Genomic DNA, 26,621 nt, shown 5'->3' on the forward strand with positions numbered 1-26,621 from the left:
GCGTCAGGTCCCGACCACGATGGCGTCCGCGGAGTCCCAGCCGATCAGCGCGGCGTCGCCCTCGCCCTTGCGGGCGTTGGCGCGGGAGAGCTCGAGCAGGAAGGTCTTCTCGCCCACTCTCACCTGATACTGGATGCGCGAGCCCAGGGAATATTCGTTGAAGACGACGCCGGAAAGGCAGTTGTCGGCGCCGCCGGGAGCGTCGACGAAGCGCATGAACTCGGGGCGGACGACGACCGCCGCCTTGTCCGCGCCGCTCATGGAAGGGGGCAGCGCGAGCCTGATCGGCGCCTCGATCCCCTCGATGCGCCAGACGCCGTTCTCGCGGGCGGCCTCGAAGACGTTCACTTCGCCCATGAACTCGGACACGAACTTCGTCGATGGCCTGGTGTAGATCTCCTCCGGCGTGCCGACCTGCACCAGACGGCCGGCCTGCATCACGCCGATGCGGTCGGACATCACCATCGCCTCCTCGAGGCTGTGGGTGATGTAGATGAAGGTCTTGCCGCTCTCGCGGTGCAGATCCTTCAGCTCCTTCTCCATCGCCTTGCGCAGCTTGTAGTCGAGCGCGGAGAGCGGTTCGTCGAAGAACAGCACCTCGGGGTCGTAGGCGAGCGCGCGGGCGAGCGCGACGCGCTGCCGCTCGCCCCCGGAGCATTTCATGACGTTCTTGCCGTAATAGCTCTCGGGCAGACGCACCATCCGGAGAAGCTCCAGCGCGCGAGCCTTGCGGGCCGCCGGCGCGATCTTCTTCACCTTCAGCGGGAACTCGATGTTCTCGCCGACCGACTTGTGGGGGAACAGCGCGAGCGACTGAAACACGAGGCAGGTCGGACGCCGGTTCGACGGAACGTCGTTCAGTCGCTGCCCGCGTAGCGAGATTTCTCCTTCGCTCGGAGCCTCCATCCCGGCCAGCATCCTGAGCAGCGTGGTCTTGCCGGAGCCGGACGGACCGACGATCGTCAGGAACTCGCCGTCGCGGATGTCGAGATCGATGCGCTCCACGGCCGCGAAGTCGCCGAACGTCTTGCGCACGCCGACGAGTTGCAGGATCGGCGGCGCGGACGCTTGGGCCCGTGCGAGCGGATGGGCGGCGGCCGTCATCATCTAAATCCTGCTGTCATGCGTGTCTGTTGCCGACGCGAGCGGTCCGGGCGGGACCGCCCGCGTGGCCGAACTCAGCCCTTGGCGCGCTTGGCGGCGGTCAGGATTTCGAGAGCCTTGTCGTAGTCCGGCACGATGTCGTATTCGGCCGAGCGCGACATCTCCTCCTCGAGGCTGTCGTACTGGATCGCGTCGAGCTCCTCCTTGGTGAAGAGGTCGAAGCACGCCTTATTCCCCATCTGGGCGACCGGATTGAACGTGCCCTCGGCGAAGGCGACGGTGTGGGCGACCGCGGGGTCCTGAACATGTTTCAGGAACTCGGTCGCGAGCGGCGACAGGTTCGGGTTGTTCACCGTGGAGGTGATCTCGATCCACGCGACGCCACCCTTGCCGTCGATCGGCCCCTTGAGCGGCGTCACCGCGCGCAGGTTGGGGTGGCCGTCGGCGCGGGCGGGCGACACCGAATAGGTCCCGCCGGTCATGTGCAGATCGATCTCGCCGGACACCAGCGCCTGGTTCATCGCCGCGATGTCGCCGACGAGCTTGGCGCCTCCGAAGATGCGCTTCGCAGTCTCGGTGAACTTCTCCAGTTCGGCGGCGTCATGCTCCTTGAACGGGTTGAGGCCTGCGATCAGGAAGATGTTGAAGACGTTCCAGTCGTCGGATTCGAGGATGCCGTATTTGCCCTTGAGCGAGGGGTCGTTGAAGATCTCCCAGCCCTGCTCTTCGGCGGTCTTGCGGCTGACCTTGTCGGTGTTGACGACGAAACTGTAGGGGCCGAAGCGCTGGGCCATGCCTAGCAGCTCCTTGCCGTCGTCGCTCATCGCCCAGCGGTACGGCGCCTTGAATTGCGGCAGCATCTTTTCGAAGAAGGGCTCGAACTCGTCCTTGGGCAGCGGCTTGATCAGCCCCTCGGGGTACATGATCTTCCGCGCCCAGGGATTGTTGACGTTGATCAGGTCCCACACCTTGGTCTCGCCGGCGCGGAGGCGGTTGATCATGGTGGGATCGTTCGTCAGGCTTTCCGCCTTGACGTTGGCCGACTTTTCGCTGCGGAACGGATCGAGCACCTGAGCGGAGTTGTATCCCTCCCAGCAGAGGATGTTCAGCTCCTTGTCGCGCGCCGCGAAGGCGGACTGCATGTTGACGAACGGTCCCGCAAGCGCGGCGCCGCCCATGATCTTCAATACGTCGCGCTTGCTGATGCCCGTCATGTCCGTGTCCTCCGTCCATGCGGCGGCCGAGGCCTCCGCGCGCCTGAAACGTTGCAAGTCGGTCAAAATCTGTGGTCGAGTATCGCGCGTTCTGTTGGGTTTACAACGCCCTTTTTCTGAGCAAGCTTGCTTCTGCATCATCCATTCGAGAGGCGCCCTATGGCATCCGAGACGACCCCCGCCGCGATCGTGACTGGCGGCACCAAGGGCATCGGCCGAGGCATCGCGCACGGTTTCGCGCGGGCGGGCTACAAGGTGCTCGTCGTCTCGCGAAATGGGGCCGAGGCTGACGCGATCGCAGCCGAGATCGGTGGCGGCGCGAGCGGGCTCGCAGTCGACGTCGCCGATCCGGAATCGGTCGAGGCGATGGCGGCCAAGGCCGTGGAGCGCTACGGCTCGATCGACGTCCTGTGCGCGAATGCGGGCGTCTTCCCGGCCGCAAAGCTCGGCGAGATGACCGCGGCCGATTTCGATCACGTCATCGGAATCAACCTGAAGGGCACATTCCTTTCGGTTTCCGCCGTGCTGCCGGCGATGAAGGCCGCGAAGCGCGGACGCATCGTGCTGACGTCGTCGATCACGGGGCCGATCACCGGTTATCCCGGCTGGTCGCATTACGGGGCGAGCAAGGCCGGACAGCTCGGCTTCATGCGCACCGCCGCAATCGAGCTCGCGCCGTTCGGCATCACCGTCAACGCGGTCATGCCGGGCAATATCCTAACCGAGGGTCTCGACGGACTGGGCGAAGAGTATCTCGCCAAAATGGCGGCCTCGATCCCGATGCGCCGGCTGGGCTCGGTGGACGACATCGCCGCCGCTGCGCTGTTCTTCGCAAGCGACGCCGCGGGCTACATCACCGGCCAGACCATTGTGGTCGACGGCGGCCAGGTGCTGCCCGAGAGCGCCGGCGCACTGGAGGCGATGGACGCCTGATTGAAGTGTCCGGCGGTCCTCGCAGCGCAAGGCGGGAGAGGACTTCAGAGCTGCGTCAGGGACGCGTCGAGCGTTTCGACCAGCAGGTCGGCATGGTCCCGCCCGAAGATCAGCGGCGGGCGGATCTTCAGCACGTTGCCATAGCGGCCGGCGGCCCCGATCAGGATGTGGCGATCGCGCAGCGCGTTGATGATGTGGCTTGCGATTTCCGGCGCGGGCGTCATCGCGTCGCGGTCGCTGACGAACTCGACGCCGAGATAGAGCCCGGCGCCGCGCACCGCGCCGACCGCCTCGTGGCGCTGCATCAGCGCGCCAAGCCGCGCCATCATGTATCCCCCGACGTCGGCCGCGTTCGCGACCAGCCCGCGCTCCTCGATCTCCGCGAGCACGGCGAGTCCGGCCGCCGAGGCCACGGGGTTGCCGCCGAAGGTGTTGAAGTAGCCGACGCTGTCCGCGAAGCCCTGCATCAGGTCGAGCCGCGAGACGACGCCGCCGATCGGGATGCCGTTGCCCATCGGCTTGCCCATGGTCACGACGTCGGGCAGGACGCCGTGGCGCTGGAAACCCCACATGCCGGCGCCTGTGCGGCCGAAGCCTGGTTGCACCTCGTCGGCGATGAACAGGCCGCCGGCCGCGTGCGTGGCGTCGACCGCCCCCTTGAGGAAGCCTGCGGGATCGGCCGCCACGCCGTCGCTTGAGAAGATCGTGTCGACGAGGAAGCCGGCGAAGCCGTGGCCATCCTTCTCGAGGCTCGCGATCGCGGCCTTCACGTCGGCTTCGAGCTTCGCGCCGACCTCCGCGCCGCCGATCGGGGCGGGAACAACGCGCACATGCGGGCTAAGCGGCTTGCCGGGCCGGGAGGAGGGCGAGACTTCGGCCACCGCCGTGGTGTTGCCGTGATAGGCGTTGTCGGTCACCACGAAGCCGCGCTTGCCTGTGGCGATCGTCGCGAGGCGGAGCGCGACGTCGTTGCTCTCGCTGCCCGTGCAGGTGAAGGCGATCTTGTCGAGGCCCTCGGGGAAGGTCGCAAGCAGCCGGTCCGCATAGTCATGGACGATGTCGTAGAGATAGCGGGTGTGGACGTTCAGCGTCGCGATCTGCCTGGACACCGCCTGCGCCACGCGGGGGTTGCAGTGCCCGACCGAGGGGACGTTGTTGTAGACGTCGAGATATCGCGAGCCGTCCGCCTCCTGCAGCCAGACGCCGTCGGCCGAGACGACGTGCAGCGGCTTTTCATGGAACAGCACGGAGGTCGGCCCGAAAGACTGCTGACGGCGCTTCACCAGCGCCTGGGTCTCCGGCGGAAGCTCGCCGGGTCGGGCGGCGTCGAAGGCGTTGAGCGCGAGAATCTTCTGGCTGGCTTTCATCTCGATCTGCGGCCCCTCAGCCGTGGGCCATGAGGTAGCGGTCCGCGAGTTCGACCGTTCCGACGCTGTAGGAGACGCCCATCGCCTGGGCCATCGGCGCTTCGGAACGCGAGGCGACCCATGCCGTGAGCAGGATCCGGCGGAGCAGCAGAAAGGTCGGCATCATCGCCACGTCGTCGGCGCTCACCGGCGACACCGTCGCGTAGCCCGAGAGCCATGCTTCCTGAAGTTCGGGAATGAACGGCTCGTGCTCCATGAAGCTCACGGCCGCTGCAAAATCATACATGAACCAGGAGAAGCCGCAGTCGTCGAAGTCGATGACGCCCAGCCGGTCGCCATCGACCAGCAGGTTCGCGAGCCTGAGATCGGCGTGGATCAGGCCATAGCGCCGGCCCTCGGAGCCGTACGCCGCGGTCCGCTCCCGGAGCAGGTTCGATGCGCGCTGGATGACCGCGCGGCCGGCCTCGTCGAGGCCCATCCCCGCACGCCAGTCGCCCCAGAGCGGCCGGTCGCCGAGCATCGCGTCGAAGTCCCAGTTCTTCCGACGGAAGGCCGCGGGCGGCGCCCATGCGCGCACGTGGCCATGAAGCCGGGCGGTGATGGCGCCGAGCGTTCGGAACCAGGCCGGCAGGTTCTCGCCGGGCGTCGGCTCTCGCCCGCTCATAAATTCGAACGCAACGACGTCGCGCCAGTCGTCCCCGTCCTCGAAGCCGCCGAGCAGATCGCCGTCGGTCATCGCAAGCGGCTCCGGCGTCGCGGCGACGCCATCGGCGCGCAGCCCCTGGATCCAGGCGAGCTCGGAGCGGATCTCGTCGCGCGAATGATAGCCGGGCCGGTGGACCCGAAACACGATCGGCGCGCCGTTTCGGTCCTCGCCGAGGAAGGTGGCGTTCTCGGAGATCGTCAGCAGCCGGAGCGGCGCCTCCGGCGACAACCCCCATTGCGGCAGCGTCTCACGCAGCCGCGTCTCCAGCCGCTCCAGGAACGCGTCGTCGTACATCCGTAGCCCCGCCAAGGTCCCGCACGAGACATCCCATGGCGATGTGGCGATTGCAACAGAAGATGAGCGACCCGCCACATGGGCGCTGGGTCAGGCCTCGACCACGGTGATCCTGTGACGGCCGAGCGCCTCCGCGAGTCCGCCGGTCGGAGCAGCGTCGGTGACGAGCACGCCGATCTCCCGCCACGAGGCGTAGCGCGCGGCGAAGACGCGGTCGAACTTCGACTGATCGGCGACCACCATGGTCGCGGCGGCCCGGCTCGCGATCACCCCATAGACTGCGGCCGGCTCGACCAGGGCGTCGGTCGCGCCTTCCTCCGTCAGCCCGCTCGCGCCAAGGATCGCGAGGTCGGCGGAAAACTGATTGAGGAAGCGCGTGGTGTGCGCGCCGACCGTCGCCCCTTCGCTGGGGAGATAGGCGCCCGGCGCCATCAGCACGGTGATGGTCGGGTTGAGCGCAAGCACCGTCGCGACGCCGAACGAGTGGGTGATGACGGTGAGGCCCTTGTGCTCGACGCCGATCCTGCGGGCGACATGGGTCGTGGTGGCGCCGGCCCCCATCATCAGCAGGCTGCCGGGCCGGATCAGCGCGGAGGCGGCGCGCGCGATTCGTTCGCGCTCGGCGACGAACAGAGCATGGCGCTCTCCGACCGACGGCTCGGTGCTCGGGGTTCGGACCGCGCCGCCATAGGTGCGATTGACGAGCCCCTGGCCGGTGAGCTCGTCGAGGTCGCGCCGGATCGTCTCGGTCGAGACGCCCATGCGCGCGGCGAGCTCCGCGACGCGCAGGCTCGGCGTCTGCGTGATCTGCGTTAGGATCTGCGAGTGCCGCGAGGACTTTGTGAGTTTCATGCCGGGGATGGGAAATATGGGGGGGACTGCTGCGCACGATAGCACGGCGGCGAACCGATCGATCGGACCGGCGCCGCTGTTCCATTGGCGCTGCGAGCGGCCGCTGCTGGTCGCGTCCTTCGAGCGCCCGCAGGCCGCGCTCAGCTGGGCGATGGCCCGCCCCGGCTTCCAGACGATGTCGCGCGTCGCCTGGCTCGAAGTGAGCCGCGCCGACCTGACGCTGGAGGTCGATCCGTATTCGCTGTTGGCGGACAGCATCGCGCGCGCCGATCTGACAGATGCGGTCGCCATGATGACGTCGCGCGACGTGCGGTCGGCGCGGTCGGCGGAGGCGAGATCGGGCGCCGTGGCGGCGCAGTGCCTTGCGACCGTCGGCCTTAACAACGCCGTTCGGGCGGGCGGCTCCGCCGCGACCGAACGGCATGGCTTCGGCACGATCAATCTGCTCGCCGCGGTGTCGGCGCCGCTTGCGCAGTCTGCGCTGGTCGAGGCTCTCTCGATAGCCGCCGAGGCGCGGACCGCGGCCGTGATGGATCTCAACTGGCTGGTCGACGGCGCCGTCGCCACGGGGACCGGGACAGACTGCATCGTCGTCGCTGCGCCTGACGAGGCCGGCGGCGCGCCGTTCGCGGGGCTTCACACCGATGTCGGGGTCGCGATCGCGGCCTCGGTCTATGCGGCGGTCGCGCAGGCGGGACGCGAATGGATCGCCGAGCGGGGCCGTCCGGCGTAGCGCGGATCCCGACGCCCTCAATCGTCCTCGATCACCGCCACCACGTCGCCGGCCCGCACCGTCCGGCCCTGCTTCGCCCGCATGCCGACGATCTTGCCGGAGACCGGCGCGCAGATCTCCATCTCCATCTTCATCGCCTCGACCACGACGATCGGCTGGCCGGCGGAGACGTGGTCGCCTTCCTCCACCAGCAGCTTCCAGACGTTTCCGGTCATGTGGCTCGGCGCGGCGGTGCAGCCGTCCGGGACCGCGCCTTCGTCGTCGGCCGCCGGACCGCCGGAATCGCTGACGAAGCTGTCGAGACCGCGCGCCTTCCAGTCGGCGCGCTCCGCTTCGAACGCCGCCTGTCGGTGGGTCTGGAAGGCAACGATCCCCTCGGCGTTGTCGGCGAGGAAGCGGGCGTAGTCGCGGTAGGAGAACGCGCTGTCCTCGATCCGCACGTCGTAGCGCCCGTGCGGGAAGGCTTCCCGCATCTCGGCGAGCTCGGCCTCCTCGACGGGGAAGAACCGAACCCGGTCGAAGAAGCGCAGCAGATAGGGGTGGCCGGGCATGAAGGCCTTCGTGGTCCGCCAGGCGTTCCACATCTGTATGGTTCGGCCGAACAGCTGGTAGCCGCCCGGTCCCTCCATCCCGTAGACGCACATATAGGCGCCGCCGATGCCGACGGCGTTCTCCGGCGTCCATGTGCGGGCCGGATTGTACTTGGTGGTGACGAGCCGGTGACGAGGGTCGACCGGGGTCGCGACCGGCGCGCCGAGATAGACGTCGCCGAGGCCGAGCACGAGGTACTCCGCGTCGAACACGATGCGCCTGACGTCCTCGATCGAGCCGAGCCCGTTGATGCGGCGGATGAACTCGATGTTGTCCGGGCACCATGGCGCGTCGGGCCGCACCAGCTCCTGATACTTGCGCATCGCAAGCCGGATCGACGGGTCGTTCCACGACAGGGGTAGATACACGGTGCTGCTCGGGACCGTGACGTCCTCGGGGATCGGCAGCGTCCGCTCGATCTCCGCGAGGGCGCCGAGTAGGCGGTCGGCGGAGAGCGTCGCGCTGTCGAAATGCACCTGCAGAGAGCGGATGCCCGGCGTCATCTCGATCACGCCCGGCAAGTTGAGGCTCGCGAGCGCCTCCGCCAGCACATGCACCCGCATGCGGAGAGCGATGTCGAGGGTCATCGCCCCATATTCGACGAGCAGGTTGTCGTCGCCCGCCCGGCGGTAGACCACAGGCGTCGGGCCTGAATCGCTTGAGCGGAGGATCGGGCTCGCCACGTCGGCCGCCCGCTTCACCGCAGGCGCCGCGAGCCCGTAAGGCGCGAAGCGCACCGTGTCGCCGGGGCGGAGCTGGCCGATCTTCCACATCTCGTCGCGGGCGACGACGACCGGGCAGACGAAGCCGCCGAGGCTCGGCCCGTCGGGCCCGAGGATGATGGGCATGTCGCCGGTGAAGTCGAGCGAGCCGACCGCATAGGCGTTGTCGTGGATGTTGGAGGGGTGAAGCCCGGCCTCTCCGCCGTCCGCCCGCGCCCATCTCGGCTGAGGTCCGACCAGCCGCACCCCGGTGCGGTCGCTGTTGAAGTGCACCTCGTAAGCCGCATTGAAGATGTCGACGATGTCCATGTCGGCGAAGAAATCCGGCGCGCCGTGGGGTCCGGAGCGCACCCCAAGCGTCCAGGCGCTGGTCAACTTCGTCTTCTCGTCGTCTCGCGCGGCCTTCGGCTCGGCGACTGCGGCGTCGTCGATCTTCAGCATGTCGCCGGCGCGCAGCGCGCCGGTGGCGTGACCGCCGAAGCGGCCGAGCATGAAGGTCGACTTCGATCCGAACGCCTCCGCCGCCTCGAAGCCGCCGCGGACCGCGAGGTAGGTTCGCTGTCCCGGCCCCTCGATACGGCCGACGGCGACCGTCGAACCCGCAGGAACCCTGACGGGCGCAAAATAGGGGACCTCCACCCCGTCGAGCGTCGCCGTCATCGCGGCGCCTGTCAGCGCGATCACCGCGTCGCGGTGAAATTTCAGCGTGGGGCCGCTGACGGCGCATTCGAGCGCGGGAGCGCCTTCGGGATTGCCGACGATGCGGTTCGCGAGCCGGAACGAGCGGTCGTCCATCGGGCCCGACGGCGGCACGCCGACATGCCAGAGGCCGATGCGGCCCGGCCAGTCCTGCACGCTGGTCTGCGCGCCAGGCGCCAGCACCTCGATCGCGCGCGCCGAGAACGGAAAGCTCTTCAGCGCCGCGGTCGAAACCTCGCCCGTCGCCAGCACGTCGGAGGCTGCGATCGCGCGGAGATAGTCGAGATTGGTTTCGATCCCGAGCAGGGTCGTTGCCGCGAGCGCCGCCCGCAGCTTCGCCAGCGCGTCCGGCCGGTCGGAGCCGTGGACGATCACCTTGGCGAGCATCGGGTCGTACCAGGGCGTGATCTCGGTCCCGGTCTCGACCCAGCCGTCGACCCGGACGTCCTCGGGGTAGGCCACGCGGGTCAGCAGCCCGGTCGAGGGCCGGAAGTCCGCCTGCGGCGTCTCGGCATAGATCCGGACCTCCATGGCGGCGCCAGTGGGAACCAGACTATCCTGCGCCGGCAGCACGAAGTCGCCCGCCGCCTGCAACAGCATCCATTCCACGAGGTCGACGCCGAACACAGCCTCCGTCACCGGGTGCTCGACCTGGAGGCGGGTGTTGACCTCGAGGAAGGAGAAGTCCTCGCGCGCGACGTCGTAGATGAACTCGACCGTGCCGGCGGATTCGTAGTTCGCGGCCTGCCCAAGCGCGATCGCAGCCGCATGCAGGCGCGCGCGGACGGCGTCCGTCATGTTGGGGGCCGGGGTCTCCTCGACGACCTTCTGGTTGCGGCGCTGGAGCGAGCAGTCGCGCTCGCCAAGCGCCACCACGCCGCCTTTACCGTCGCCGAAGATCTGCACCTCGACATGGCGGGCGACCGCGACGAAGCGCTCGAGATAGACCCGCGCGTCGCCGAAGCTCGCGCCAGCCATGCGCTGCACAGCGCCGAAGCGGTCGCGGAGCTCATCGGCGTCGTGGCAGAGGTGCATGCCGATGCCCCCTCCGCCGGCGGTCGACTTCAGCATCACGGGGAAGCCCACGTTCTCCGCTGCAGCGGCCGCCTCGTCGACTGACTCCAGCAGGCCGGAGCCGGCGAGCAGCGGGACCCCCGCCTGTCGGGCGATCTCGCGCGCGGTGTGCTTGAGGCCGAACCCGCGCAGGTGCTCCGGCCGCGGGCCGACGAAGGCGATCCCGTGCGAGGCCAGCCGCTCGGCGAATTCGGCGTTCTCCGACAGGAAGCCATAGCCGGGGTGGACCGCCTGCGCGCCGGTCCTCAGGCAGGCGTCGATGATCGCGTCGACGTCGAGATAGCTTTCCCGAACGGGGGCCGGCCCGATCCGAACCGCCTCGTCGGCGTCAAGCGCTGGCCGCGAAAACCGATCGGCGTCGGAGTAGACCGCGACGGAGGCGACGCCGAGCTTCTTCAGCGTGGCGATGACGCGCCCCGCGATCTCGCCGCGGTTCGCGATCAGGACCTTGTTGAACATCGGGGGGCGCCCGCCGGTGAGAGTGAGATCGATACTTGGAGACGGGCCGCCCCTTCACCCGCCATGGCGTCAGCCATGGCGACCTCTCCCCGGCGGGGAGAGGTCGCGAGCAAAGCGAGCGGGTGAGGGGGCTCTTCGGAGGAGGACGAGCCCTCAGGCGTTCGAAGGGTCGAAGATCAGCACCCTGACGGGCGAGGGATCGAAGCCGTTGCAGGGGTTGTTGATCTGCGGACAGTTCGAGATCACGCAGAGCAGGTCGGTCGCCGCAAGCACGTCGACGTAATCGCCGGGCGACGAGACGCCATCGACGATCGCAAGCGCGCCAGTGGGTTCGATCGGCACGTTCATGAAGAAATTGATGTTCGGAACGATGTCCCGCTTCGTCATGCCGTGCTTCGAGACCTCGAGGACGAAGTTCTCGCGACAGGCATGCATATGGCGGGTGTGCTGACCGAAGCGCACCGTGTTCGCCTCGCAGGAGCAGGCGCCCGCCGAGGTGTCGTGTCGCCCGCAGCTGTCTGCGATGACGGCGCCCATCAGGCGGCCCTCGTTCGAGATCAGCCGCGTGCCGGTCGTCACGTAAGGCGCGCCCTGCGCGAGGATCGTGTCCTGAGCGCTGTAGCGCTCGGCATGGTCGTGCGCGTTGTAGAACAGGGTGTCGACGGCCTGGCAGCCTTCGAGGTCGATGATCCGCAGGATCTGCCCCTTTTCGACCAGTCCGGACCATGGCCGGTTCGCAGGGATCGTGAAGTCGTAGAACGCGTCCTTGGGCTCGAGCGTGACGGGCGCTGCGAAGGCCGTCGAGGACGGGGCGGCGGAGAACGATGGTTGCATGGGCGTCGCTCCTCAGTTCACGCGGAGATAGCGGGCGTTGTTCTCGAAGCCGCGGGCGGCCTCGGCCGTCGCCGTGCGGCAGAGGTCGTCGTCGGCGGGTTCGGCCACGCGATGCACGATCAGCTCGACCTCGCCGGGGGCGAAGAGCTCGTCTGGCGCCAGCGGATGCGGGCAGTTCGAGACGGCGACCAGCAGGTCCATCTCGGCGCGGAGATCCACGAAATCGCCCGCCTGCACCACGCCAGGGCGGAACGCCATGCGCCCGCTTTCGTCGTGGAACACCGGGGCGAACAAAGTGAGCGACGGCGCGACGTCGCGCGATCCCAGGCCGAACTTGGACGCCGCGAGCAGCAGATTCTCGCGGGTCGAGCGCAGCGTCGCGTCGCCATATTTCCTGAGGTTGGAGCTTGGCGTCGAGCCGCCGACGATCGCGTCATGCGCGCCGCAGGTGTCCTCGACGATCGACATCAGCGCACGGCCCATATCGGAGAACAGCACGCGGCCCTTGCGGAGTTCGGAGGTCCACTGGACCTTGATCGTGTCAGCGCTGTTGTAGCGCTCCGAAGGATCGGCGGCGTTCCAGAAGAACAGCGAGACGCCCGGCGTGCCGGAAGCGTTCAGCACCCGAAGCGCCTCGCCCTGCATGAGCTTGCCCGCCCAGTACCAGCCGCCCGGCAACGTCTCGCGCTCGCGTACGGCGGTCGGGTCAATGGCGGCGGCGTCCCGCGGCGTCGGGGGCGGCAGGGTCTTCGGCGTCGCGGTCTGGCCCGCGGCCTTCAGCTCGAGATAACGCTTGCGGTGCTCCGCGATGCGCGCGGCCTTGTCTTCGTCGCTCGTCATGGGGACGTGCCTCTTGGGCGCCGGGGCGTCCCGGCCGGGGAGGGCGCCTGCGCGGTTGGCGCGGCGCGAACGGAAGTCGCCGCGCCGCCGTGGTCAAGGACGGCGCGGACAGTCACGACGCAGCGGCGCGTCGAAGCCGGACGACGGACGGAATCGGTCGCCGGTGGAGAGGGGAGTCGGTCTGAGCAGGCATTCTGAGCTCCGTTCCGAAACGTCGTCGGACCTTGGAGAACGGGCGCGGACCATCACGGCGCCTGCTCAAGGCCGTTGAGGTCTCCCGGGATTTTGTCCCGCCGTGTCCCTGCCGGATTTCTCCCGGCGGGGCGGCAGCTCTCGGACCAGACCGTCGAACCCGACGCGGAACCCTAGCCGCCAACTCAGTGCCTGAACCATACAATCCGTCGGGTCGGAAACGTGAGCCTGAAAAGGCGGCACGGGGCTCAAATCGGCGGCAAGCGGCTCGCCTCGCTGGGCTCGACACGCGCAGCGCGGGCAGGGTGCCGGGGTCGCCTTCATCCCGATCGTCCCATGATGCCGCGCGGGTCCCCCGGTGTTGGATTTCCGCTTGACGATCCGACGGGCCGACCGTAGCTGAATGCAGTCCCGATTGGGATCCCAAACTGAGTTCACATCTGAGGGCGCCATCCGGATGACGGCGCATGTCCTCAGGCGAGGAGCCGCCGATGACCGACAAAATGCTGCGTCTCGCCCTGTTCCTGTTTCCGGGACAGCACCTTGGCGCATGGCGACTGCCCGAAGCGATCCCTGAACTGGACGTCGGCGTCGAGCATTACGTTCGGGCCGCGCAGCTTGCGGAAGCCGCCAAGATGGACGCGATCTTTTTCGAGGACCAGGCGGCGATTCCGCGCGCCAACGACTTGCTGAAGGGCGACACCTACGGGGCCGCGCATCCGCGCGCGATCCACTTCGATCCGACGATGCTGCTTCCGGCTCTCGCCATGAAGACCAAGCATCTCGGCCTGGCCGCGACCTCGACCGCGACGTATAACGAGCCGTACAACGTCGCGCGCAAATTCGCCTCCATCGACTTCATCAGCAACGGGCGCGCCGGCTGGAACCTCGTCACGTCGTTCAACGAGAACGAGGCTCAGAATTTTGGCCTCGACACGCATGTCCAGCATGCACTCCGCTATGAGCGCGCAAGCGAATTCATCGATGTCGTGACCGGGCTGTGGGACAGCTGGGAGCCGGGCGCCGTCACGCGCGACAAGGAAAGCGGCGTCTATTTCGACGTCAACAAAGTGAGGTTCCTTCAGCACGAGGGGAAATTCTTCAAAGTTCGCGGGCCGCTCCCCATGGGGCGAAGCCCGCAGGTGCGTCCGGTGATCTTTCAGGCCGGGTCTTCCGAGCCCGGGCGCGAACTTGCGGCGCGCACGGCCGACGTGGTCTTCACGCTGCAGACCGATCTGGCCGAGAGCCGCGCGTTCCGCGACGATATTCGCGCCCGGGCCGTCCGCTTCGGCCGCGATCCCGACACGATCAAGGTGCTTCCCGGCATCACGCCGATCGTCGGCCGGACCGACGAGGACGCGCAGGGCCATCGTGAGAGGATGAGAGATCTCATCCCCGAAGAGCTCGCCATCAGCCATCTGGCGCCTCATTCGGGAGGCCTGAACTTCCGGGATTTCGATCTCAACGGGCCGATGCCGGATCTGCCGGAAACCAATGCCGGCAAGTCGCATCGGGAGGCGATCATGGCCCTGGCGCGTCGCGGGAACCTTTCGATCCTCCAGACCGCCCGGTTCTTCGCCGAAGGAAGCTACATGAAGCTGGTCGGCTCCCCGTCCACGATCGCCGACAGCATGCAGGAATGGCTCGAGGGCGACGCCTGCGACGGTTTCCTGGCCGTGCCGACCCATTTCCCGGGCGGCGTGGAAGATTTCACCGGTCTTGTGGTGCCGGAGCTGCAGCGCCGCGGGATTTTCCGGAAAGAGTATTCCGGTCCGCACCTCCGCGACCATCTCGGCGTGGCGCGGTACGCGTAGGGCGCCCGAGGATCTCGAGCGATGGAGCCGTCGGCGATGCAGCCATTCCGCGCCTTGATTGCGTGCGCGCATCAGCGCAGCCCGAGCTTTGGGTCCGCGCCGGGAGACGGGACGTGATCAAGGCTCCGTCGACGGTGGAAATCCACGAGTTGAGCGAGATCAAGCGCGGCAAGCTCTCTCAGGAGGTCTATGCGTCTCTGAAGCGCGGCATTTTCGATTTCAGCCTGCCGCCGGGGCAGCGCTATTCCGAAGCCGCGCTCGCCGACATGCTGGCCGTATCGAGAACGCCGCTGCGTCTCGCGCTTCATATACTTGAGCACGAAGGCTATCTACAAAATGTTGGGGGACACAACTGCTGGCAGGTAAGGGGTCTCGACTTTTCTTACTATGAAGATCTTTACGATTTCCGGCTAGAGTTGGAAGCCCTGGCGATCCGGCTAGCAGCGAAGGCCGGTCCATTTCCGCAACTGGACGCGCTCGCAGAGCTTTGGTGCGCGCAAAAAGCCGAACGTCGAAGGGATTCGGATTTCGTCGCCGAGAGCGATGAGAAGTTTCACCTGGCGATCGTCGGTCTTGCGGGCAACACATCCATGCTCCGTACGTTTTCCGAGATTACGGACAGGATACGGATAATAAGGCGGGTCGATTTCATTTCCGAGAGACGCATCGATGAGACCTATGACGAGCATTGCCGGATCGTAAGAGCCCTGATCGCTGGCGACTTCGAAAGCTCCGAAAAACTTATCAGGACGCACATTGAAAAATCTCGCGAGGAGATAAGAAAAATTACCGCCTATAATATGAGCCTGAGGAAATAGTGCGGATCTCGGGCAATAGTCCTGGGATTCGAATAGCCCTCCTGGTTTTTCGGCGCGCCGGGGCCGGTCACGCGGCCGCCCTCGCGGCGAGCGCCTGCGCAAGGATGTCCTGCGCCGCCCGCGTCAGCGCGCCATGGGCCGAGCGGAACTCGTCGAGAATGGTGAAGTGGTCGGCGCCGTCGATCAGGATCAGGGCGCCCGGAGCGCCGCCGACGGCGCGGATTTCGGACAGCCGCTCGGAGTCGCGCACGAGTGCGGGCAGCTCCGCCGTGCCATAGGCGATCGCGAGCGGCTTCGGGACCGGCGGGAGACGGAGCGGCGACAGCGTCGCGATCTCGTCGTCCGTCAGGCCGAGCGGCGCGTTCAGGAAGGTGTCGCGGATCGGCCCGAGATCGTAGACCCCGGAGATCGCGAGTCCGGCGTCGACGGCAGGGTGCCCGAGCGCCATCGCGGCGAGATGGCCGCCGGCGGACCAGCCCGAGACCACGATCGGTCCGGCGACACCGTGTTTCGGCCCTTCGCGCCCGAGCCAGTCCAACGCCGCGCCGATCTCGGCGACGATCTCGCCGAGCGTCGCGTCGGGCGCCAGCGAATAACCCGGCATGGCGACCGACCAGCCGGCGGCGCGAAGCCCTTCGGCGTAATGCGCGAAGGATTCCCGCGAGTTCCGCTGCCAGTAGCCGCCGTGGATGAAGACGAGACAGGGCGCCGCCGGATCGGACGCAGGAAACAGATCGAACGCCATCCGAGGCGCCGTCCCGTAAGGAATGTCGAGCCCCGAGGGATTCGCGGCGCGATAGGCGGCGGCGAGAGCGTCGCGTTCGCGGATCAGCGTCGTGCTGTTCCGGACCGCCCGGTTGTTGTTGTAGGCGGCGTCGCGCTCGGCCTGGGAGAGCGTCTCCCAGACCTCCTGAGGCCAATCGGGCTTCTGCGCGCGCCCGCCGGCGCCGGCGTCGCTCACGCCGCGATCGCCTGCGGCAGGATCGGGCTGTCGGCGTCGAAGCGCTCGCCGGCGCGCAGGCAGAAGGCCGGGCGCAGCAGCCGCTCGGCGACGACGCGGTGATCCTCGTTGTCGCGCAGCAGGAAGCGGCCGCGGTCGTCGTTCAACACCGAGATGTCGGCGACGCGACCGATCGCCAGCGAACCGATCTCGTCCGTGCGGCCGAGCATCTTCGCCGGGTTGATCGTCACCATCGGCACGACCTGCTCCAGGGGCAGACCCAGCGCCATCATCGAGCTCATCGCCTGCGTCAGGCTGAAACGCGCCTGTCCCTTGAAGGGGTGGTTCTCGTCGTCGCAGTGCTCCTCGGGGGTGCCTGCGGGCGCGGGAACCTCGGTGTTGTAGCCGTGCATGTCGGCCCCGAGCGTATGCGGAACGACGCCGGCGTCGAGCGCCTTGCGCGCGAGCCGGTAGGAGAAGTGGCTGCCGTGGCCGACGTCCACCTTCAGTCCCCTGTCCAGCGCCGCCTGGATGACGTGGTGCACCTGTCCCTCGCGATTCACGAAGCCGCCGGGGTGGCGCGTGAACGGGTGGGCCAGCACGTCGCCTTCCTTCAGCAGCGGGATGACGCGCTCGATGATGGTGTCGGCGTCCTCGCCATTGGCGCCGCTCTCCGGCAGGCCCCAGAGCGTGCCGAAATGGACGTAGAGCGGCAGCTCGGTCTGGCGGCTGATCTCGGCCGCCATCTCCATCACGCGGATGCCCCAGCGCGCGAAGCCGCCGATCTCGGCGTGGCCCTTGATGCCGCGGACGATGTCCTTGTTGGCGTTCGCCGAGCGCACCGTGGCGTCGATGTCGACGCCGTCCGGGCTGTAGAGGTTCGGATAGAAATGCCCCTCGAGCCCGCCGACGAGGTAGGCCGACAGGAAGGCGTAGATGTTGGTCTTCGCGGGCTCGGCGATGAACTTGCGGAAGCCCGGCAGAGTCATGCAGGAGGGGCCGCCCTGGTCGACGACAGTGGTGACGCCCGAACGCACGCCGACCATATCGGGGTCGAGCCCGAAGCGGCCCGTGACGTATTGATAGACATGGCCGTGGGTGTCGATCAGCCCCGGCAGCACCAGCTTACCCGAGACGTCGATCACCTCTCGCGCGCTGCTCGGCAGGATCGCCTCCTCAATCGCCGCGACCTTGCCGCCCTTGACGGCCACATCCCGCACGGCGTCGATGCCGGAAGCCGGACACATCACGCGACCGCCCTTCAACAGCAGATCATAACCGCTCGCTTCCGCCATTTTTGTTCTCCATCGCCAAGACCCGCCGGGCATCCTAAGCGGTTTGAAAAGCGAAGTATGCTTCGCAATTGCACATGCACGCCATATGCCAAGATGAGGGCAGCTCTGCAGCGAGCGACTGACCGAGATCCGCAAGAGGCGCAAACCGTGACAGAAAATTCCGTCGGATCAGATGCCTACAAGGACAGCTGGCCCCTCCTGGAGCGCCCCGGGTTCCTTGTCAGGCGTCTGCACCAGATCCACGTGAGCCTCTTTGCGGAGCGTTGCGCGAAGTTCCGCATCACGCCGCTCCAATACAGCCTGCTCTCGGCGCTTTCCGAACTCGAAGAAGCCGACCAAACCAGGCTCGCGCGCGCGGTCGCGATCGACCGCACGACCACGACCGGCGCTCTGAAACGCCTGGAGGTCCGCGGCCTGTTGCGCCGCGTCACCTCCGATCGCGACCGCCGATCGCAGGCCTGCCGAATGACGCCGGAAGGCGAAGCCCTGCTCGCAGCCATGGAGGCGGCCGCCCATGCCGCGCATGAGGCGACCGTGGAGAGCTTGAGCGCGACGGAACAGGCGACGCTGATCGCCTTGCTGAAGCGCGCGGTCGCCGCGCACGAGGGTCGCCAGGCGAGCGGAATGCCCTCGGCTTAGGCGCGCGTTGCGCGCCTGCTGTGCAGATTGCGCCGCGTCACCGCGTTGGCGAAAGCTGTGGTTCGGCGCTTCAAAGCGATGCTCGCTCTTCCCGCAACGCCGGAGCGTAGGACGCGGGATCGACTTCCGCGGGACGGCCCTGGAGATCGAGGGTGGCGATCCGCGGCGGCGTCTCGGCGATCACGCGCCCTCTGCGCACGACAAACAGCCGCGCCGCCTTCAGGCGGATCGCCTCGATGGGATCGGCCGCCTGGAGCACGACGAAATCGGCGTTTGCGCCGACCTCGAGCCCGTAGCCCTCGAGACCCATGATCTTGGCCGGCGTCGCGGTCACCGCCTCGAAGGCGGATCGGATCGCATCGCGGCCGGTCATCTGCGCGACGTGGACCGCCATGTGGGCGACGTCGAGCATGTCGCCGGAGCCGAGCCCGTACCAGGGGTCCATGACGCAGTCGTGCCCGAAGGCGCAGGGCACGCCGGCCGCGAGGAGTTCCGGCACGCGCGTCATGCCGCGGCGCTTCGGATAGGTGTCGTGCCGGCCCTGGATGACGATGTTGATGAGCGGATTGGCGATCACGGCCATCCCAGCCTCGGCGATCAGCGGGATCAGCTTCGAGACGTAGTAATTGTCCATGGAGTGCATGGAGGTGAGGTGCGAGCCGGCGACCCGCCCCTGCAATCCCAGCCGCTGCGTCTCGTAAGCGAGCGTCTCCACGTGGCGCGAGAGCGGGTCGTCCGTTTCGTCGCAATGGATGTCGACGCGAAGGCCCCGCTCCGCCGCGATCTCGCAGGCCGCGCGGACGGACGCCGCGCCTTCCGCCATCGTGCGCTCGAAATGCGGAATGCCGCCGACCACCTCGACGCCGCGGTCGAGCGCGCGGACGAGGTTCGCCGCGGCGGTCGGCGATCGGTAATAGCCGTCCTGCGGGAAGGCGACGAGCTGCAGGTCGAGATAGGGAGCGACGCGGCGCTTGACCTCGAGCAGCGCGTCGACCGCCAGCAACCGGTCGTCGCAGATGTCGACATGCGATCGGATCGCGAGCAGCCCTTGGGAGACCGCGAGGTCGCAGTAGCGCAGAGCGCGTTCGATGATCGCGTCGACCGTCAGAAGCGGCTTGAGCTCGCCCCAGAGCGCGATCCCCTCCAGCAGCGTGCCAGACTGGTTGAGGCGCGGCAGGCCAAGCGAGAGCGTCGCGTCCATATGGAAGTGCGCGTCGACGAAGGGGGGCGCGACGAGACGGCCAGCGGCGTCGATGACGCGCGCAGCCTCGCCGCCGATGTCCCGCTCGATCGCGACGATGCGGCCGCCGCGCACGGCGATGTCCAGTCCGTCGCGGCCGTCGGGCAGCCTGGCGTTGCGGACGATGAGATCATGATGCATCGGGGCGCTCGTTCGGCTGGAGGCGCGTTCGCCCGCGACGGATCGAACGTCGGCAGCGGACGCCGCGAGCCTTGATATCGTAAGAATCGGCTGGAGGCCGCCGGACGTGGCGGCCTCCAGCTTAAGGTCCGTTTTGTCAGCGCGCGACCACGGCCCCGGCGATGGCGGGTTTCCGGCTGAGCGCCAGATAGACGCCGCCTGCGACGAGCGTGCCTGCAAGCCAGCTCAGATCGGCTCCCCCGAGCAGGTTGACGGAGATCGGCCCCTGGAAGACGGGCAGAAGACCGTTCTGGAACAACCAGCCTGCGACCAGCCCGACCAGGAAAGCGATGACGCCGGGCCAGTTGACGTCGCCGTAGGCGCTGGTCTCCGGCGAGCGGTAGAGCTCCGCGACGTCGATCTTGCCCTTCCGCTTTATGTAGAAGTCCGCCAGCGCCACGCCCGCGAACGGGCTCAGCCACATGATGAGGCCGATCATCCAGTGGTCGAAGGCCTGTGCGAAGTTCGGCGCGAAGACGAAGTAGAACGTCACGGCGTAGCCCGCGGCGCCGACCAGCAAGGCGAGCACGATGCGCGGGATCTTGATGCCCATGCTCAGCAAGGCGAGCGTTGCGGAGTAGACGTTCAGGATGTTGGTCGCGATCGGCCCGTGCAGCACGAGAGCGAGCACCAGCACCGCCATCGGTCCCCCGAACACCGCGCTCACCATCTTCGCCGGATCGGCGTCGTTGGTGACGCTCGCGATCGTCGCTCCGAGCACGCCGAGCCACACCACCGGGACGTACATGCCGAAGAAGCTGTGCCAGAAGACGGAGGTGGAGGACTCCGTCTTGCGTACGAACCGCGAGTAGTCCGACGCCCAGGTGACCCAGGAGATGCCCCAGCCGATTCCGATGGCGGCGATCAGAAGCGTCAGCATGGCGAAACGCTCGGCGGGCGGAAGGGAACTGGTCAGGTCCCAGTTTACGACGCCCGGCTGGGTCCAGGCGCCGACGCTGATCACAGCCATGATCGCAATGGTCGCGGGCACGGTATATTTCTCGAAGGTCCGGATCGCATAGAAGCCGTACGTGCCGATGGCGATCTGCAGCGCCATGATGATCGTGATGACGACGAGGTTCGGGCCCGCCGTGTCCGGAACGCCGAACTGGCCGAGGATGCCCATCGAGATCTTCACGGGGAAGTAGGTGTTCACCCCGATCCAGCCGAGCGTCATCAGAAAGACGAGCGCCGCCGGCAGATAGGCGCCGCGCCGGCCGAAGGCCGCGCGGCTCAGCACCATCTGGTTGACGCCGGTCTTGTGCCCCATGACCGTGAAGGATGCGAAGAGCGCGCAGCCCACAAGGTTGCCGAGCACGATCACCGCGATCGTATCCCAGATGCCGAGCTTCAGAATGATGCCGAGGGCGCCGAGCGCCCAGTTGATGGGCGCGATGTTGGCGCCCGCCCATATCCACATCTGCTGCGGCCCGGTCGAGTCCCGATCCGCATCAGGAATTGGTTCGATCGCGTGATCGTCCAGGCGTAGTTCCGTTCCCGACATTTTGACCCCCGTCATTTGCCCAAGGCGCGCGAGCTGCGCGCCGATCGGTCCATCAATTCCATCGCCGTCCGCCGCTCAGAACGGGAACTCACGCTTCCCGAGCTGGATCGTGATCCACTTCTGCTCGGTCAGTTCCTCCCACGACGAGCGCCCGCCCTCGCGGCCGAAGCCGCTGTTCTTCACGCCGCCGAAGGGCACGTGCGGCTCGTCGGTGATCGTGCAGTCGTTGACGTGGACCATGCCGGACTCGAGCCGGAGCGACAGGTCCATCGCCTTCTGCAGATCGTTGGTGATCACCGCGGCGGAGAGCCCGTATTCGGTGTCGTTCGCGACTTCGAGCGCCTCTTCAGCGTCCTCGACGCGGATCAGCGAGACGACGGGCCCGAAGCTCTCCTCGTGATAGATGCGCATGTCGCGGGTGACGCCGGTCAGCACCGTCGGCTGGAAGTAGCGGCCCTCATGCTTGCCGCCTGTCACGATCGTTGCACCCTTGTCGGTCGCCTCCGCCAGCTGCGCGTCGATGAAGGCGCACTGGCTGTCGCGGATCAGCGGGCCGATCACGCTGGTCGCCTCGCGCGGGTGGCCGACGGGAATGGTCTTCGCCTTGGCGACGAAGCGCTCGCAGAACGCGTCGAAGATCGGCGCCTCCAGGATGATCTTGGAGTTCGCCATACAGACCTGGCCCTGGTGCAGGAACACGCCGAAAGCCGCGGCGTCGACCGCATAGTCGAGGTCGGCGTCCTTCAGCACGATCAGCGGGCTCTTGCCGCCCATCTCCAGCGTGAACTTCTTGAGATGTCTGGCCGCCTCGACCGCGAGCTTGCGCCCCGTTCGGGTCGAGCCCGTGAAGGTGACGAGCCGCACCCGCGGATCGGCCATGATGAGGTCGCCGACTTCCGCCGGAACGCCGGGGACGACGTTCAGCACGCCCGCCGGCAGGCCGGCCTCGTCAAAGATGTCGGCGATCAGCGCGCCGGAGATCGGCGTCTCCTCGGACGGCTTCAGCACGAAGGTGTTTCCAGCCGCGAGCGCGAAGGCGATCTTCTTCATCGACAGCAGGAAAGGCGAGTTGAACGGCGCGATGCCGGCCACCACGCCGAGCGGACGGCGCACCGACATCGAGATCTGGCCGGGCTGCGTCACCGGCATGGTCTCGCCCATGACGTGACGGACGTCGCCCGCCGCGCTCCTCAGGCAGTCGGTGACGTAGGAGATCTCCCACAACGCCTTGTTGAAGACCGAGCCGCATTCGTCGATCAGCATGTCGCGGATCTCGTCGGTGCGGCGCTCGATGACGTCGGCGGTCTTGAGCAGGATCATCTCCCGCTCGCTCGCGAGCGACGAGCCCCATTTGCCGAACGCCGCATGCGCGGCGCCGATCGCCTCCAGCACCTCATCGGCGCCGGCCTGCTGGATGCGGGCGAACACGGCGCCGTCGGCCGGGTTCAGGCTGTCGGCGACGATGTTGCGCGAGGAGCTCGTCCACGCGCCGCCGATGAAGAGCTTGTAGGTGCGGACGCCGTCGACGACGTCGTAGGACGCGGGATTCATGCTGCTGCTTCCTGGAGTTGCGGCTCGCGAAGGGAAGTCCTGGCGCCGAGGTCGCGGGCGATCATGTCGGCCGCCCGCTCGCCGATCAGCACGCAGGGCGCCATGGTGTTGCCGCCCGCGATCGCCGGCATCACCGAGCCGTCTGCGATCCGCAGGTTCTCGACGCCGTAGACCTTGAGCGAGCCGTCGACGACCGACATCGCGTCGCGGCCCATCTTCGCCGTGCAGGTCTCGTGGAAATAGGTGCCGGCGGCGTCGCGCAGGAAGCGCGTCATCGCTTCGCGATCGAGCGGCCCCGGCATCAGCTCGCGCTTGACGAAGGGGCGTAGCGGTTCGGAATGGCCGATCTCGCGGCACATCTCGACGCAGCGGAGCAAGGCGGTCACGTCGGCCGCGGCGCTCAGGAAATTGGCGTGAATCCGGACAGGGTCCTCCGGCCGCCCGCCGGTCAGCTCGATATGGCCGCGGCTCTCGGGCCTGATCAGGCCGGGCGCCAGCGTGAAAGCGCACGACGGATCGACGGGCAGGTTGTAGGCGGGGCCGGTGACCTCGGAGCCGAAGGCGCATTCCTCCAGCATCGGCTGGAGGTCCGGGGCCGGGAGGCTCGGATCGCTCTTCGCGAAGAAGGTGAACTCGGCCGAGTTGTTCCGCGGCGCCTCCGGTTCGCGGTACTCGAACACGCACCCGCCGACGAGGATGTGATCCTGGAAGTTCTGGCCCACGCCCGGCAGGCAGCCGAGGACGGGGAGGCGATGGCGCTTGAGTTCGGCCTCCGGCCCGAGGCCCGACAGCATCAGCGTCTTCGGCGTGTGGATCGCTCCAAGCGACAGCACGATCTCGTGGCGGGCCGCGACGGTCTCGATCCGGCCGTTCCGTTCGAATTCGACCGCCGTCGCTCGACCGGCCTCGATCACGACGCGGCGGACATGCGCGCCGGTGACGATCGTCAGGTTGGGCTGGCCGGAAAGCGGAGCGAGATAGGCGGTGGCGGTGGAGATCCGCGAGCCATCGCCGGCGACGTTCACGTTGGTGATCGCGCAGCAGCCGTCGCCCGCCATCGCCTCGGCGTTATGATCTTCGACGCGAGGCACGCCGAGCGACGCGGTCGCCTCCAGCAGCGCCTCAGTCACCGGAACGGGATCGCGGGGCAGGGTGATCCGCATCGGGCCGCCGCGGCCGCGCATCGCGGAGAACGGCCCGTCCCAGTCCTCGACCCGCTTGTAGATCTCGACCGCCGCTTCGTAACCCCAGCCGGCGTCGCCCGTCTCGCGCTCCCAGAGGTCGAAGTCGGATTTGTGGCCGCGCGCCCAGACCAGCCCGTTGATGCTCGACCCGCCGCCGAGCACGCGCCCCATCGGCAGCGGCGCGCGGCGGCGGTTGAGCGCCGCGCAGGGCTCGGACTGGAACCGCCAGTCGCGCTCGGAGCCGATGTTGCGCATCCAGACCTTCGCGATCCGAACGTCCTCGACGTCGTCGGAACCGCCGGCTTCGAGAAGCAGGACGTTCAAATGAGGATCAGCGGCGAGCCTGCCGGCGACCACGCAGCCGGCGGTTCCGCCGCCGCAGACGACGACGTCGTAGCGCCCGGCCGGATCGAACGACGCCTCTTGCACTGATCGACCCTCTCTCTCGCGTGCGCCGACTCGCTAATTCGTCAGCATGCCCCCCAATTCAATTCACGTTCCGTGCCAGAGCTGAGGCGCGAGCGAAGGCGTTGGATTTGGAGCCGCTCGCGACGCGAAGCCGCTTCGGCCGGCCGCCCCCAAGGGCCCGACGCTGGATGAATGGGCGCCGTCTGCCGGTTTCGCGGGCACCAGCCGGAACTTAAGCGAAGCTGACCGGCGAGCGGCTGAGCTCGCCATAGGCTCGCACCAGGATCCGCATCTGGCCGAGAAACTGTTCCTGCTCAGCCGGCGGCAGGGCGGCGATGGTCCGGTCATGCGCCCGCGCAGCGCCGGCCTCGACGCGGCCGAGCAGCTCCCGTCCGGCGTCGGTGAGGGTCGCGATCTTCATGCGGCGATCCTCGGGCGCGACACGCCGGGCCACGAGGGCGCGCTGCTCCAGCCGTTTCAGGACGTCGGCGATGTTGGTCCGGTCGAGCCCGACCGCTAGCGACAACGCCACCTGCTCCGCGCCGCCCATCTGGTCGAGCGCGGTCAGCACGCTGTACTGCACTGGCGTCACGCCCTCCGCCGCGCATTCCTCGAGGAACAGCGCGACGTGGATCTGGTGGAGACGACGGATCAGAAAGCCCGGCCGGTCCTGCAATTCGCGCAGCCGCCACTCGAGGTCGGGGCCGTGGCGGTCGGTCTCGGCGGCGGTGGCCCGCTTGGCCCTGGCTCCCGACGCCTTCGTCGCCTTGGTTATGACGTCGTGTGCTTTCGATCCGCTCGTCATGGGCCGAAGACTATCCCCCGTTCAGATGGTCTGGTTATAGGCCCCGACCTCGGGGCGGCGCCGGAGCGTCTCGTCGACCGCCTTGAACATCTCGCGCAGACGGGCCTCCGACACCGGGCTCTCGACCACGACGACGAGCTCCGGCTTGTTCGACGACGCCCGCACGAGACCCCAGGTCCCGTCCTCGCAGGTGACGCGCACCCCGTTGACGGTGACGATGTCGCGGATCGGCTGGCCCGCGATCGTCCGGCCCTCCGCCTGAAGCGTCTCGAAGGCCGCGGTGACCTCGGCGACGACGTCATATTTCACCTCGTCCGCGCAATGCGGCGACATGGTGGGAGAGCCCCAGGTCTTGGGCAGCGCGCGCTTGAGGTCCGCCATGGACTTCCCCGGGTTGCGGTCGAGCATGTCGCAGACCGCGAACGCCGAGACGAGGCCGTCGTCATAGCCGTAGCCGATCGGCGCGTTGAAGAAGTAGTGTCCGGATTTCTCGAAGCCGACCAGCGCGTTGAGCTCGCTGACGCGGCGCTTGATGTAGGAGTGGCCGGTCTTCCAGTAGTCGGTCTTCGCGCCGTTCGCGATCAGCACCGGGTCGGTCGCAAACAGCCCCGTCGACTTCACGTCGACCACGAACCGCGCATTCGGATGAACCGCCGACAGGTCGCGGGCGAGCATCACGCCGACCTTGTCGGCGAAGATCTCGTCGCCCTCGTCATCGACCACTCCGCAGCGGTCGCCGTCGCCGTCGAAGCCGAGACCGACGTCGGCGCCATGCTCCAGCACCGCATCGCGGATCGCGTGCAGCATATGCATGTCTTCGGGGTTCGGATTGTATTTCGGGAAGCTGTGGTCGAGCTCGGCGTCGAGCGGGATCACCTCGCAGCCCAGCATCTCCAACGCCCGCGGCGCGAAGGCGCCCGCCGTGCCGTTGCCGCATGCCGCCACGACCTTGATCTTGCGCGTCAGCTTAGGGCGGTCGAGCAGCCGGGCGAGATAGCGGTCGGGGAAGTTCTCGATGAACTCGAACGAGCCGCCGCCCCTCAGGTCGAAGTCGGCGTCGAGCACGATCTCCTTCAGGCGGCCCATCTCCTCCGGTCCGAATGTGAGCGGCCGCTGCACACCCATCTTCACGCCGGTCCAGCCATTGTCGTTGTGCGACGCGGTGACCATCGCGACGCACGGGGTGTCGAGCTCGAACTGCGCGAAATAGGCCATCGGCGACAACGCAAGCCCGATGTCGCGCACCTTAAGTCCCGCGGCCATCAGGCCGGTCGTCAGCGCCATCTTGATCTGGGAGGAATAGCTCCGGAAATCGTGGCCCACGACGATCTCGGGCGCGACGCCGAGCCTATGGATCAGCGTCCCGAGACCCATGCCGAGCGCCTGGACGCCCATCAGGTTGATCTCGTCAGGGAACAGCCAGCGCGCGTCGTACTCCCGGAAGCCGGTGTGGCGCACCATCGGCGCGGATTCGAATTCGTAGGTGTTCGGCTTGAGGGACGCGTGCGGCTTGGGGAACATCAATGGCTCGATCGACAAGCGGAGAAGCGGCCGCCGGGGAGGGGACGTGAAGCCGGCGGCGAGTCTGGCGACCGCTCGGGATCTCTGAGTTTGGGCGCAGAAATGCTC

Annotated in this window: 21 protein-coding genes and 1 riboswitch; of the genes, 5 read left to right on the forward strand and 16 right to left on the reverse strand. The window is 67.6% G+C overall.

The features are described 5' to 3' along the window. Positions 1-3: 3 nt before the first annotated feature. Together PKE75_RS02940 and PKE75_RS02945 are read right to left on the reverse strand one after the other, a co-directional pair. Complete coding sequence (locus PKE75_RS02940) at positions 4-1,104, reverse strand: ABC transporter ATP-binding protein (RefSeq protein WP_271167198.1); 1,101 nt, start codon at positions 1,102-1,104, stop codon at positions 4-6. 74 nt (positions 1,105-1,178) lie between these two features. After that, positions 1,179-2,318, reverse strand: a complete 1,140-nt coding sequence (locus tag PKE75_RS02945) for an ABC transporter substrate-binding protein (protein WP_271167199.1) — start codon at positions 2,316-2,318, stop codon at positions 1,179-1,181. Positions 2,319-2,477: 159 nt separating this feature from the next. Here PKE75_RS02945 and fabG point away from each other — a divergent pair, with 159 nt between their 5' ends. After that, complete coding sequence (gene fabG, locus PKE75_RS02950; RefSeq protein ID WP_271167200.1) at positions 2,478-3,251, forward strand: 3-oxoacyl-ACP reductase FabG; 774 nt, start codon at positions 2,478-2,480, stop codon at positions 3,249-3,251. A gap of 44 nt (positions 3,252-3,295) precedes the next feature. On the opposite strand, the gene PKE75_RS02955 is transcribed toward fabG, so the two are convergent. From PKE75_RS02955 to PKE75_RS02965, 3 genes are all read right to left on the reverse strand, one after another. Continuing rightward, positions 3,296-4,618, reverse strand: a complete 1,323-nt coding sequence (locus PKE75_RS02955) for an aspartate aminotransferase family protein (protein ID WP_271167201.1) — start codon at positions 4,616-4,618, stop codon at positions 3,296-3,298. A gap of 16 nt (positions 4,619-4,634) precedes the next feature. After that, entirely contained in the window at positions 4,635-5,618 is a 984-nt protein-coding gene (locus PKE75_RS02960; RefSeq protein WP_271167202.1) for a phosphotransferase enzyme family protein, read from the reverse strand. A gap of 90 nt (positions 5,619-5,708) precedes the next feature. Beyond that, a complete protein-coding gene (locus PKE75_RS02965) occupies positions 5,709-6,470 on the reverse strand; it encodes a DeoR/GlpR family DNA-binding transcription regulator (RefSeq protein WP_271167203.1) in 762 nt (253 codons plus the stop codon). Positions 6,471-6,486: 16 nt separating this feature from the next. Here PKE75_RS02965 and PKE75_RS02970 point away from each other — a divergent pair, with 16 nt between their 5' ends. After that, positions 6,487-7,203, forward strand: a complete 717-nt coding sequence (locus tag PKE75_RS02970; protein WP_271167204.1) for an adenosylcobinamide amidohydrolase — start codon at positions 6,487-6,489, stop codon at positions 7,201-7,203. Between the two features lie 17 nt (positions 7,204-7,220). Here the strand turns inward: PKE75_RS02970 and PKE75_RS02975 are convergent, their stop codons facing one another. The 3 genes from PKE75_RS02975 to PKE75_RS02985 form a co-directional block, all read right to left on the reverse strand. Further along, positions 7,221-10,748, reverse strand: coding sequence for a 5-oxoprolinase/urea amidolyase family protein (locus PKE75_RS02975; protein ID WP_271167205.1), 3,528 nt, complete (start codon positions 10,746-10,748; stop codon positions 7,221-7,223). Between the two features lie 153 nt (positions 10,749-10,901). Continuing rightward, on the reverse strand, positions 10,902-11,582 hold the full coding sequence (locus PKE75_RS02980; protein ID WP_271167206.1) for an urea amidolyase associated protein UAAP2: 681 nt from the start codon (positions 11,580-11,582) through the stop codon (positions 10,902-10,904). 12 nt (positions 11,583-11,594) lie between these two features. Next, the gene (locus PKE75_RS02985) at positions 11,595-12,422 is read right to left on the reverse strand and encodes an urea amidolyase associated protein UAAP1 (RefSeq protein WP_271167207.1); all 828 of its coding nucleotides are present in this window, start codon (positions 12,420-12,422) and stop codon (positions 11,595-11,597) included. Positions 12,423-12,694: 272 nt separating this feature from the next. After that, a riboswitch (guanidine-I (ykkC/yxkD leader) is annotated at positions 12,695-12,802 on the reverse strand. A 303-nt stretch (positions 12,803-13,105) separates the two neighbouring features. On the opposite strand from PKE75_RS02985, the gene PKE75_RS02990 reads away from it, so the two are divergent. Beyond that, entirely contained in the window at positions 13,106-14,428 is a 1,323-nt protein-coding gene (locus PKE75_RS02990; RefSeq protein ID WP_271167208.1) for an LLM class flavin-dependent oxidoreductase, read from the forward strand. A gap of 113 nt (positions 14,429-14,541) precedes the next feature. Continuing rightward, complete coding sequence (locus PKE75_RS02995) at positions 14,542-15,246, forward strand: GntR family transcriptional regulator (protein ID WP_271167209.1); 705 nt, start codon at positions 14,542-14,544, stop codon at positions 15,244-15,246. A 67-nt stretch (positions 15,247-15,313) separates the two neighbouring features. Here PKE75_RS02995 and PKE75_RS03000 read toward each other — a convergent pair whose 3' ends face one another. Together PKE75_RS03000 and PKE75_RS03005 are read right to left on the reverse strand one after the other, a co-directional pair. Beyond that, positions 15,314-16,207, reverse strand: coding sequence for an alpha/beta hydrolase (locus PKE75_RS03000; RefSeq protein ID WP_271167210.1), 894 nt, complete (start codon positions 16,205-16,207; stop codon positions 15,314-15,316). Further along, positions 16,204-17,481, reverse strand: coding sequence for an amidohydrolase/deacetylase family metallohydrolase (locus tag PKE75_RS03005; protein WP_271167211.1), 1,278 nt, complete (start codon positions 17,479-17,481; stop codon positions 16,204-16,206). The genes PKE75_RS03000 and PKE75_RS03005 overlap by 4 nt, the downstream gene beginning before the upstream one ends. A 243-nt stretch (positions 17,482-17,724) precedes the next feature. Between PKE75_RS03005 and PKE75_RS03010 the strand changes: the two genes are divergently transcribed. Then, positions 17,725-18,120, forward strand: a complete 396-nt coding sequence (locus PKE75_RS03010) for a MarR family winged helix-turn-helix transcriptional regulator (RefSeq protein WP_309298797.1) — start codon at positions 17,725-17,727, stop codon at positions 18,118-18,120. 70 nt (positions 18,121-18,190) lie between these two features. On the opposite strand, the gene PKE75_RS03015 is transcribed toward PKE75_RS03010, so the two are convergent. From PKE75_RS03015 to PKE75_RS03040, 6 genes are all read right to left on the reverse strand, one after another. Then, positions 18,191-19,501, reverse strand: a complete 1,311-nt coding sequence (locus PKE75_RS03015; RefSeq protein WP_271167213.1) for an amidohydrolase family protein — start codon at positions 19,499-19,501, stop codon at positions 18,191-18,193. A 136-nt stretch (positions 19,502-19,637) separates the two neighbouring features. Further along, the gene (locus tag PKE75_RS03020) at positions 19,638-21,044 is read right to left on the reverse strand and encodes a purine-cytosine permease family protein (RefSeq protein WP_271167214.1); all 1,407 of its coding nucleotides are present in this window, start codon (positions 21,042-21,044) and stop codon (positions 19,638-19,640) included. 75 nt (positions 21,045-21,119) lie between these two features. Further along, positions 21,120-22,595: an aldehyde dehydrogenase family protein gene (locus tag PKE75_RS03025; protein WP_271167215.1), complete on the reverse strand. Its 1,476-nt coding sequence runs from the start codon at positions 22,593-22,595 to the stop codon at positions 21,120-21,122. After that, on the reverse strand, positions 22,592-24,208 hold the full coding sequence (locus PKE75_RS03030; RefSeq protein WP_271167216.1) for a GMC family oxidoreductase: 1,617 nt from the start codon (positions 24,206-24,208) through the stop codon (positions 22,592-22,594). The genes PKE75_RS03025 and PKE75_RS03030 overlap by 4 nt, the downstream gene beginning before the upstream one ends. A 211-nt stretch (positions 24,209-24,419) precedes the next feature. Next, the gene (locus PKE75_RS03035; RefSeq protein ID WP_271167217.1) at positions 24,420-24,992 is read right to left on the reverse strand and encodes a MarR family winged helix-turn-helix transcriptional regulator; all 573 of its coding nucleotides are present in this window, start codon (positions 24,990-24,992) and stop codon (positions 24,420-24,422) included. A gap of 21 nt (positions 24,993-25,013) precedes the next feature. Then, positions 25,014-26,513 carry a phosphomannomutase/phosphoglucomutase gene (locus PKE75_RS03040; protein ID WP_271167218.1) on the reverse strand — a complete coding sequence of 500 codons (1,500 nt, stop codon included), beginning with the start codon at positions 26,511-26,513 and terminating at the stop codon, positions 25,014-25,016. Positions 26,514-26,621: the final 108 nt, after the last annotated feature.

It is taken from the genome of Hansschlegelia plantiphila (assembly GCF_027922265.1).
GTDB lineage: Bacteria > Pseudomonadota > Alphaproteobacteria > Rhizobiales > Methylopilaceae > Methylopila > Methylopila plantiphila.

Bases quoted from the DNA above. Each gene is read 5' to 3' on its own strand.
- PKE75_RS03040 (WP_271167218.1), bottom strand. From the start codon at position 26,513: ATGTTCCCCAAGCCGCACGCGTCCCTCAAGCCGAACACCTACGAATTC.
- PKE75_RS02940 (WP_271167198.1), bottom strand. From the start codon at position 1,104: ATGACGGCCGCCGCCCATCCGCTCGCACGGGCCCAAGCGTCCGCGCCG.
- PKE75_RS03005 (WP_271167211.1), bottom strand. From the start codon at position 17,481: ATGGCGGAAGCGAGCGGTTATGATCTGCTGTTGAAGGGCGGTCGCGTG.
- PKE75_RS02990 (WP_271167208.1), top strand. From the start codon at position 13,106: ATGACCGACAAAATGCTGCGTCTCGCCCTGTTCCTGTTTCCGGGACAG.
- PKE75_RS02960 (WP_271167202.1), bottom strand. From the start codon at position 5,618: ATGTACGACGACGCGTTCCTGGAGCGGCTGGAGACGCGGCTGCGTGAG.
- PKE75_RS03025 (WP_271167215.1), bottom strand. From the start codon at position 22,595: ATGAATCCCGCGTCCTACGACGTCGTCGACGGCGTCCGCACCTACAAG.
- PKE75_RS03015 (WP_271167213.1), bottom strand. From the start codon at position 19,501: ATGCATCATGATCTCATCGTCCGCAACGCCAGGCTGCCCGACGGCCGC.
- PKE75_RS02975 (WP_271167205.1), bottom strand. From the start codon at position 10,748: ATGTTCAACAAGGTCCTGATCGCGAACCGCGGCGAGATCGCGGGGCGC.
- PKE75_RS02955 (WP_271167201.1), bottom strand. From the start codon at position 4,618: ATGAAAGCCAGCCAGAAGATTCTCGCGCTCAACGCCTTCGACGCCGCC.
- PKE75_RS02965 (WP_271167203.1), bottom strand. From the start codon at position 6,470: ATGAAACTCACAAAGTCCTCGCGGCACTCGCAGATCCTAACGCAGATC.
- PKE75_RS02985 (WP_271167207.1), bottom strand. From the start codon at position 12,422: ATGACGAGCGACGAAGACAAGGCCGCGCGCATCGCGGAGCACCGCAAG.
- PKE75_RS02980 (WP_271167206.1), bottom strand. From the start codon at position 11,582: ATGCAACCATCGTTCTCCGCCGCCCCGTCCTCGACGGCCTTCGCAGCG.
- PKE75_RS02970 (WP_271167204.1), top strand. From the start codon at position 6,487: ATGGGGGGGACTGCTGCGCACGATAGCACGGCGGCGAACCGATCGATC.
- PKE75_RS03020 (WP_271167214.1), bottom strand. From the start codon at position 21,044: ATGTCGGGAACGGAACTACGCCTGGACGATCACGCGATCGAACCAATT.
- fabG (WP_271167200.1), top strand. From the start codon at position 2,478: ATGGCATCCGAGACGACCCCCGCCGCGATCGTGACTGGCGGCACCAAG.
- PKE75_RS03035 (WP_271167217.1), bottom strand. From the start codon at position 24,992: ATGACGAGCGGATCGAAAGCACACGACGTCATAACCAAGGCGACGAAG.
- PKE75_RS02945 (WP_271167199.1), bottom strand. From the start codon at position 2,318: ATGACGGGCATCAGCAAGCGCGACGTATTGAAGATCATGGGCGGCGCC.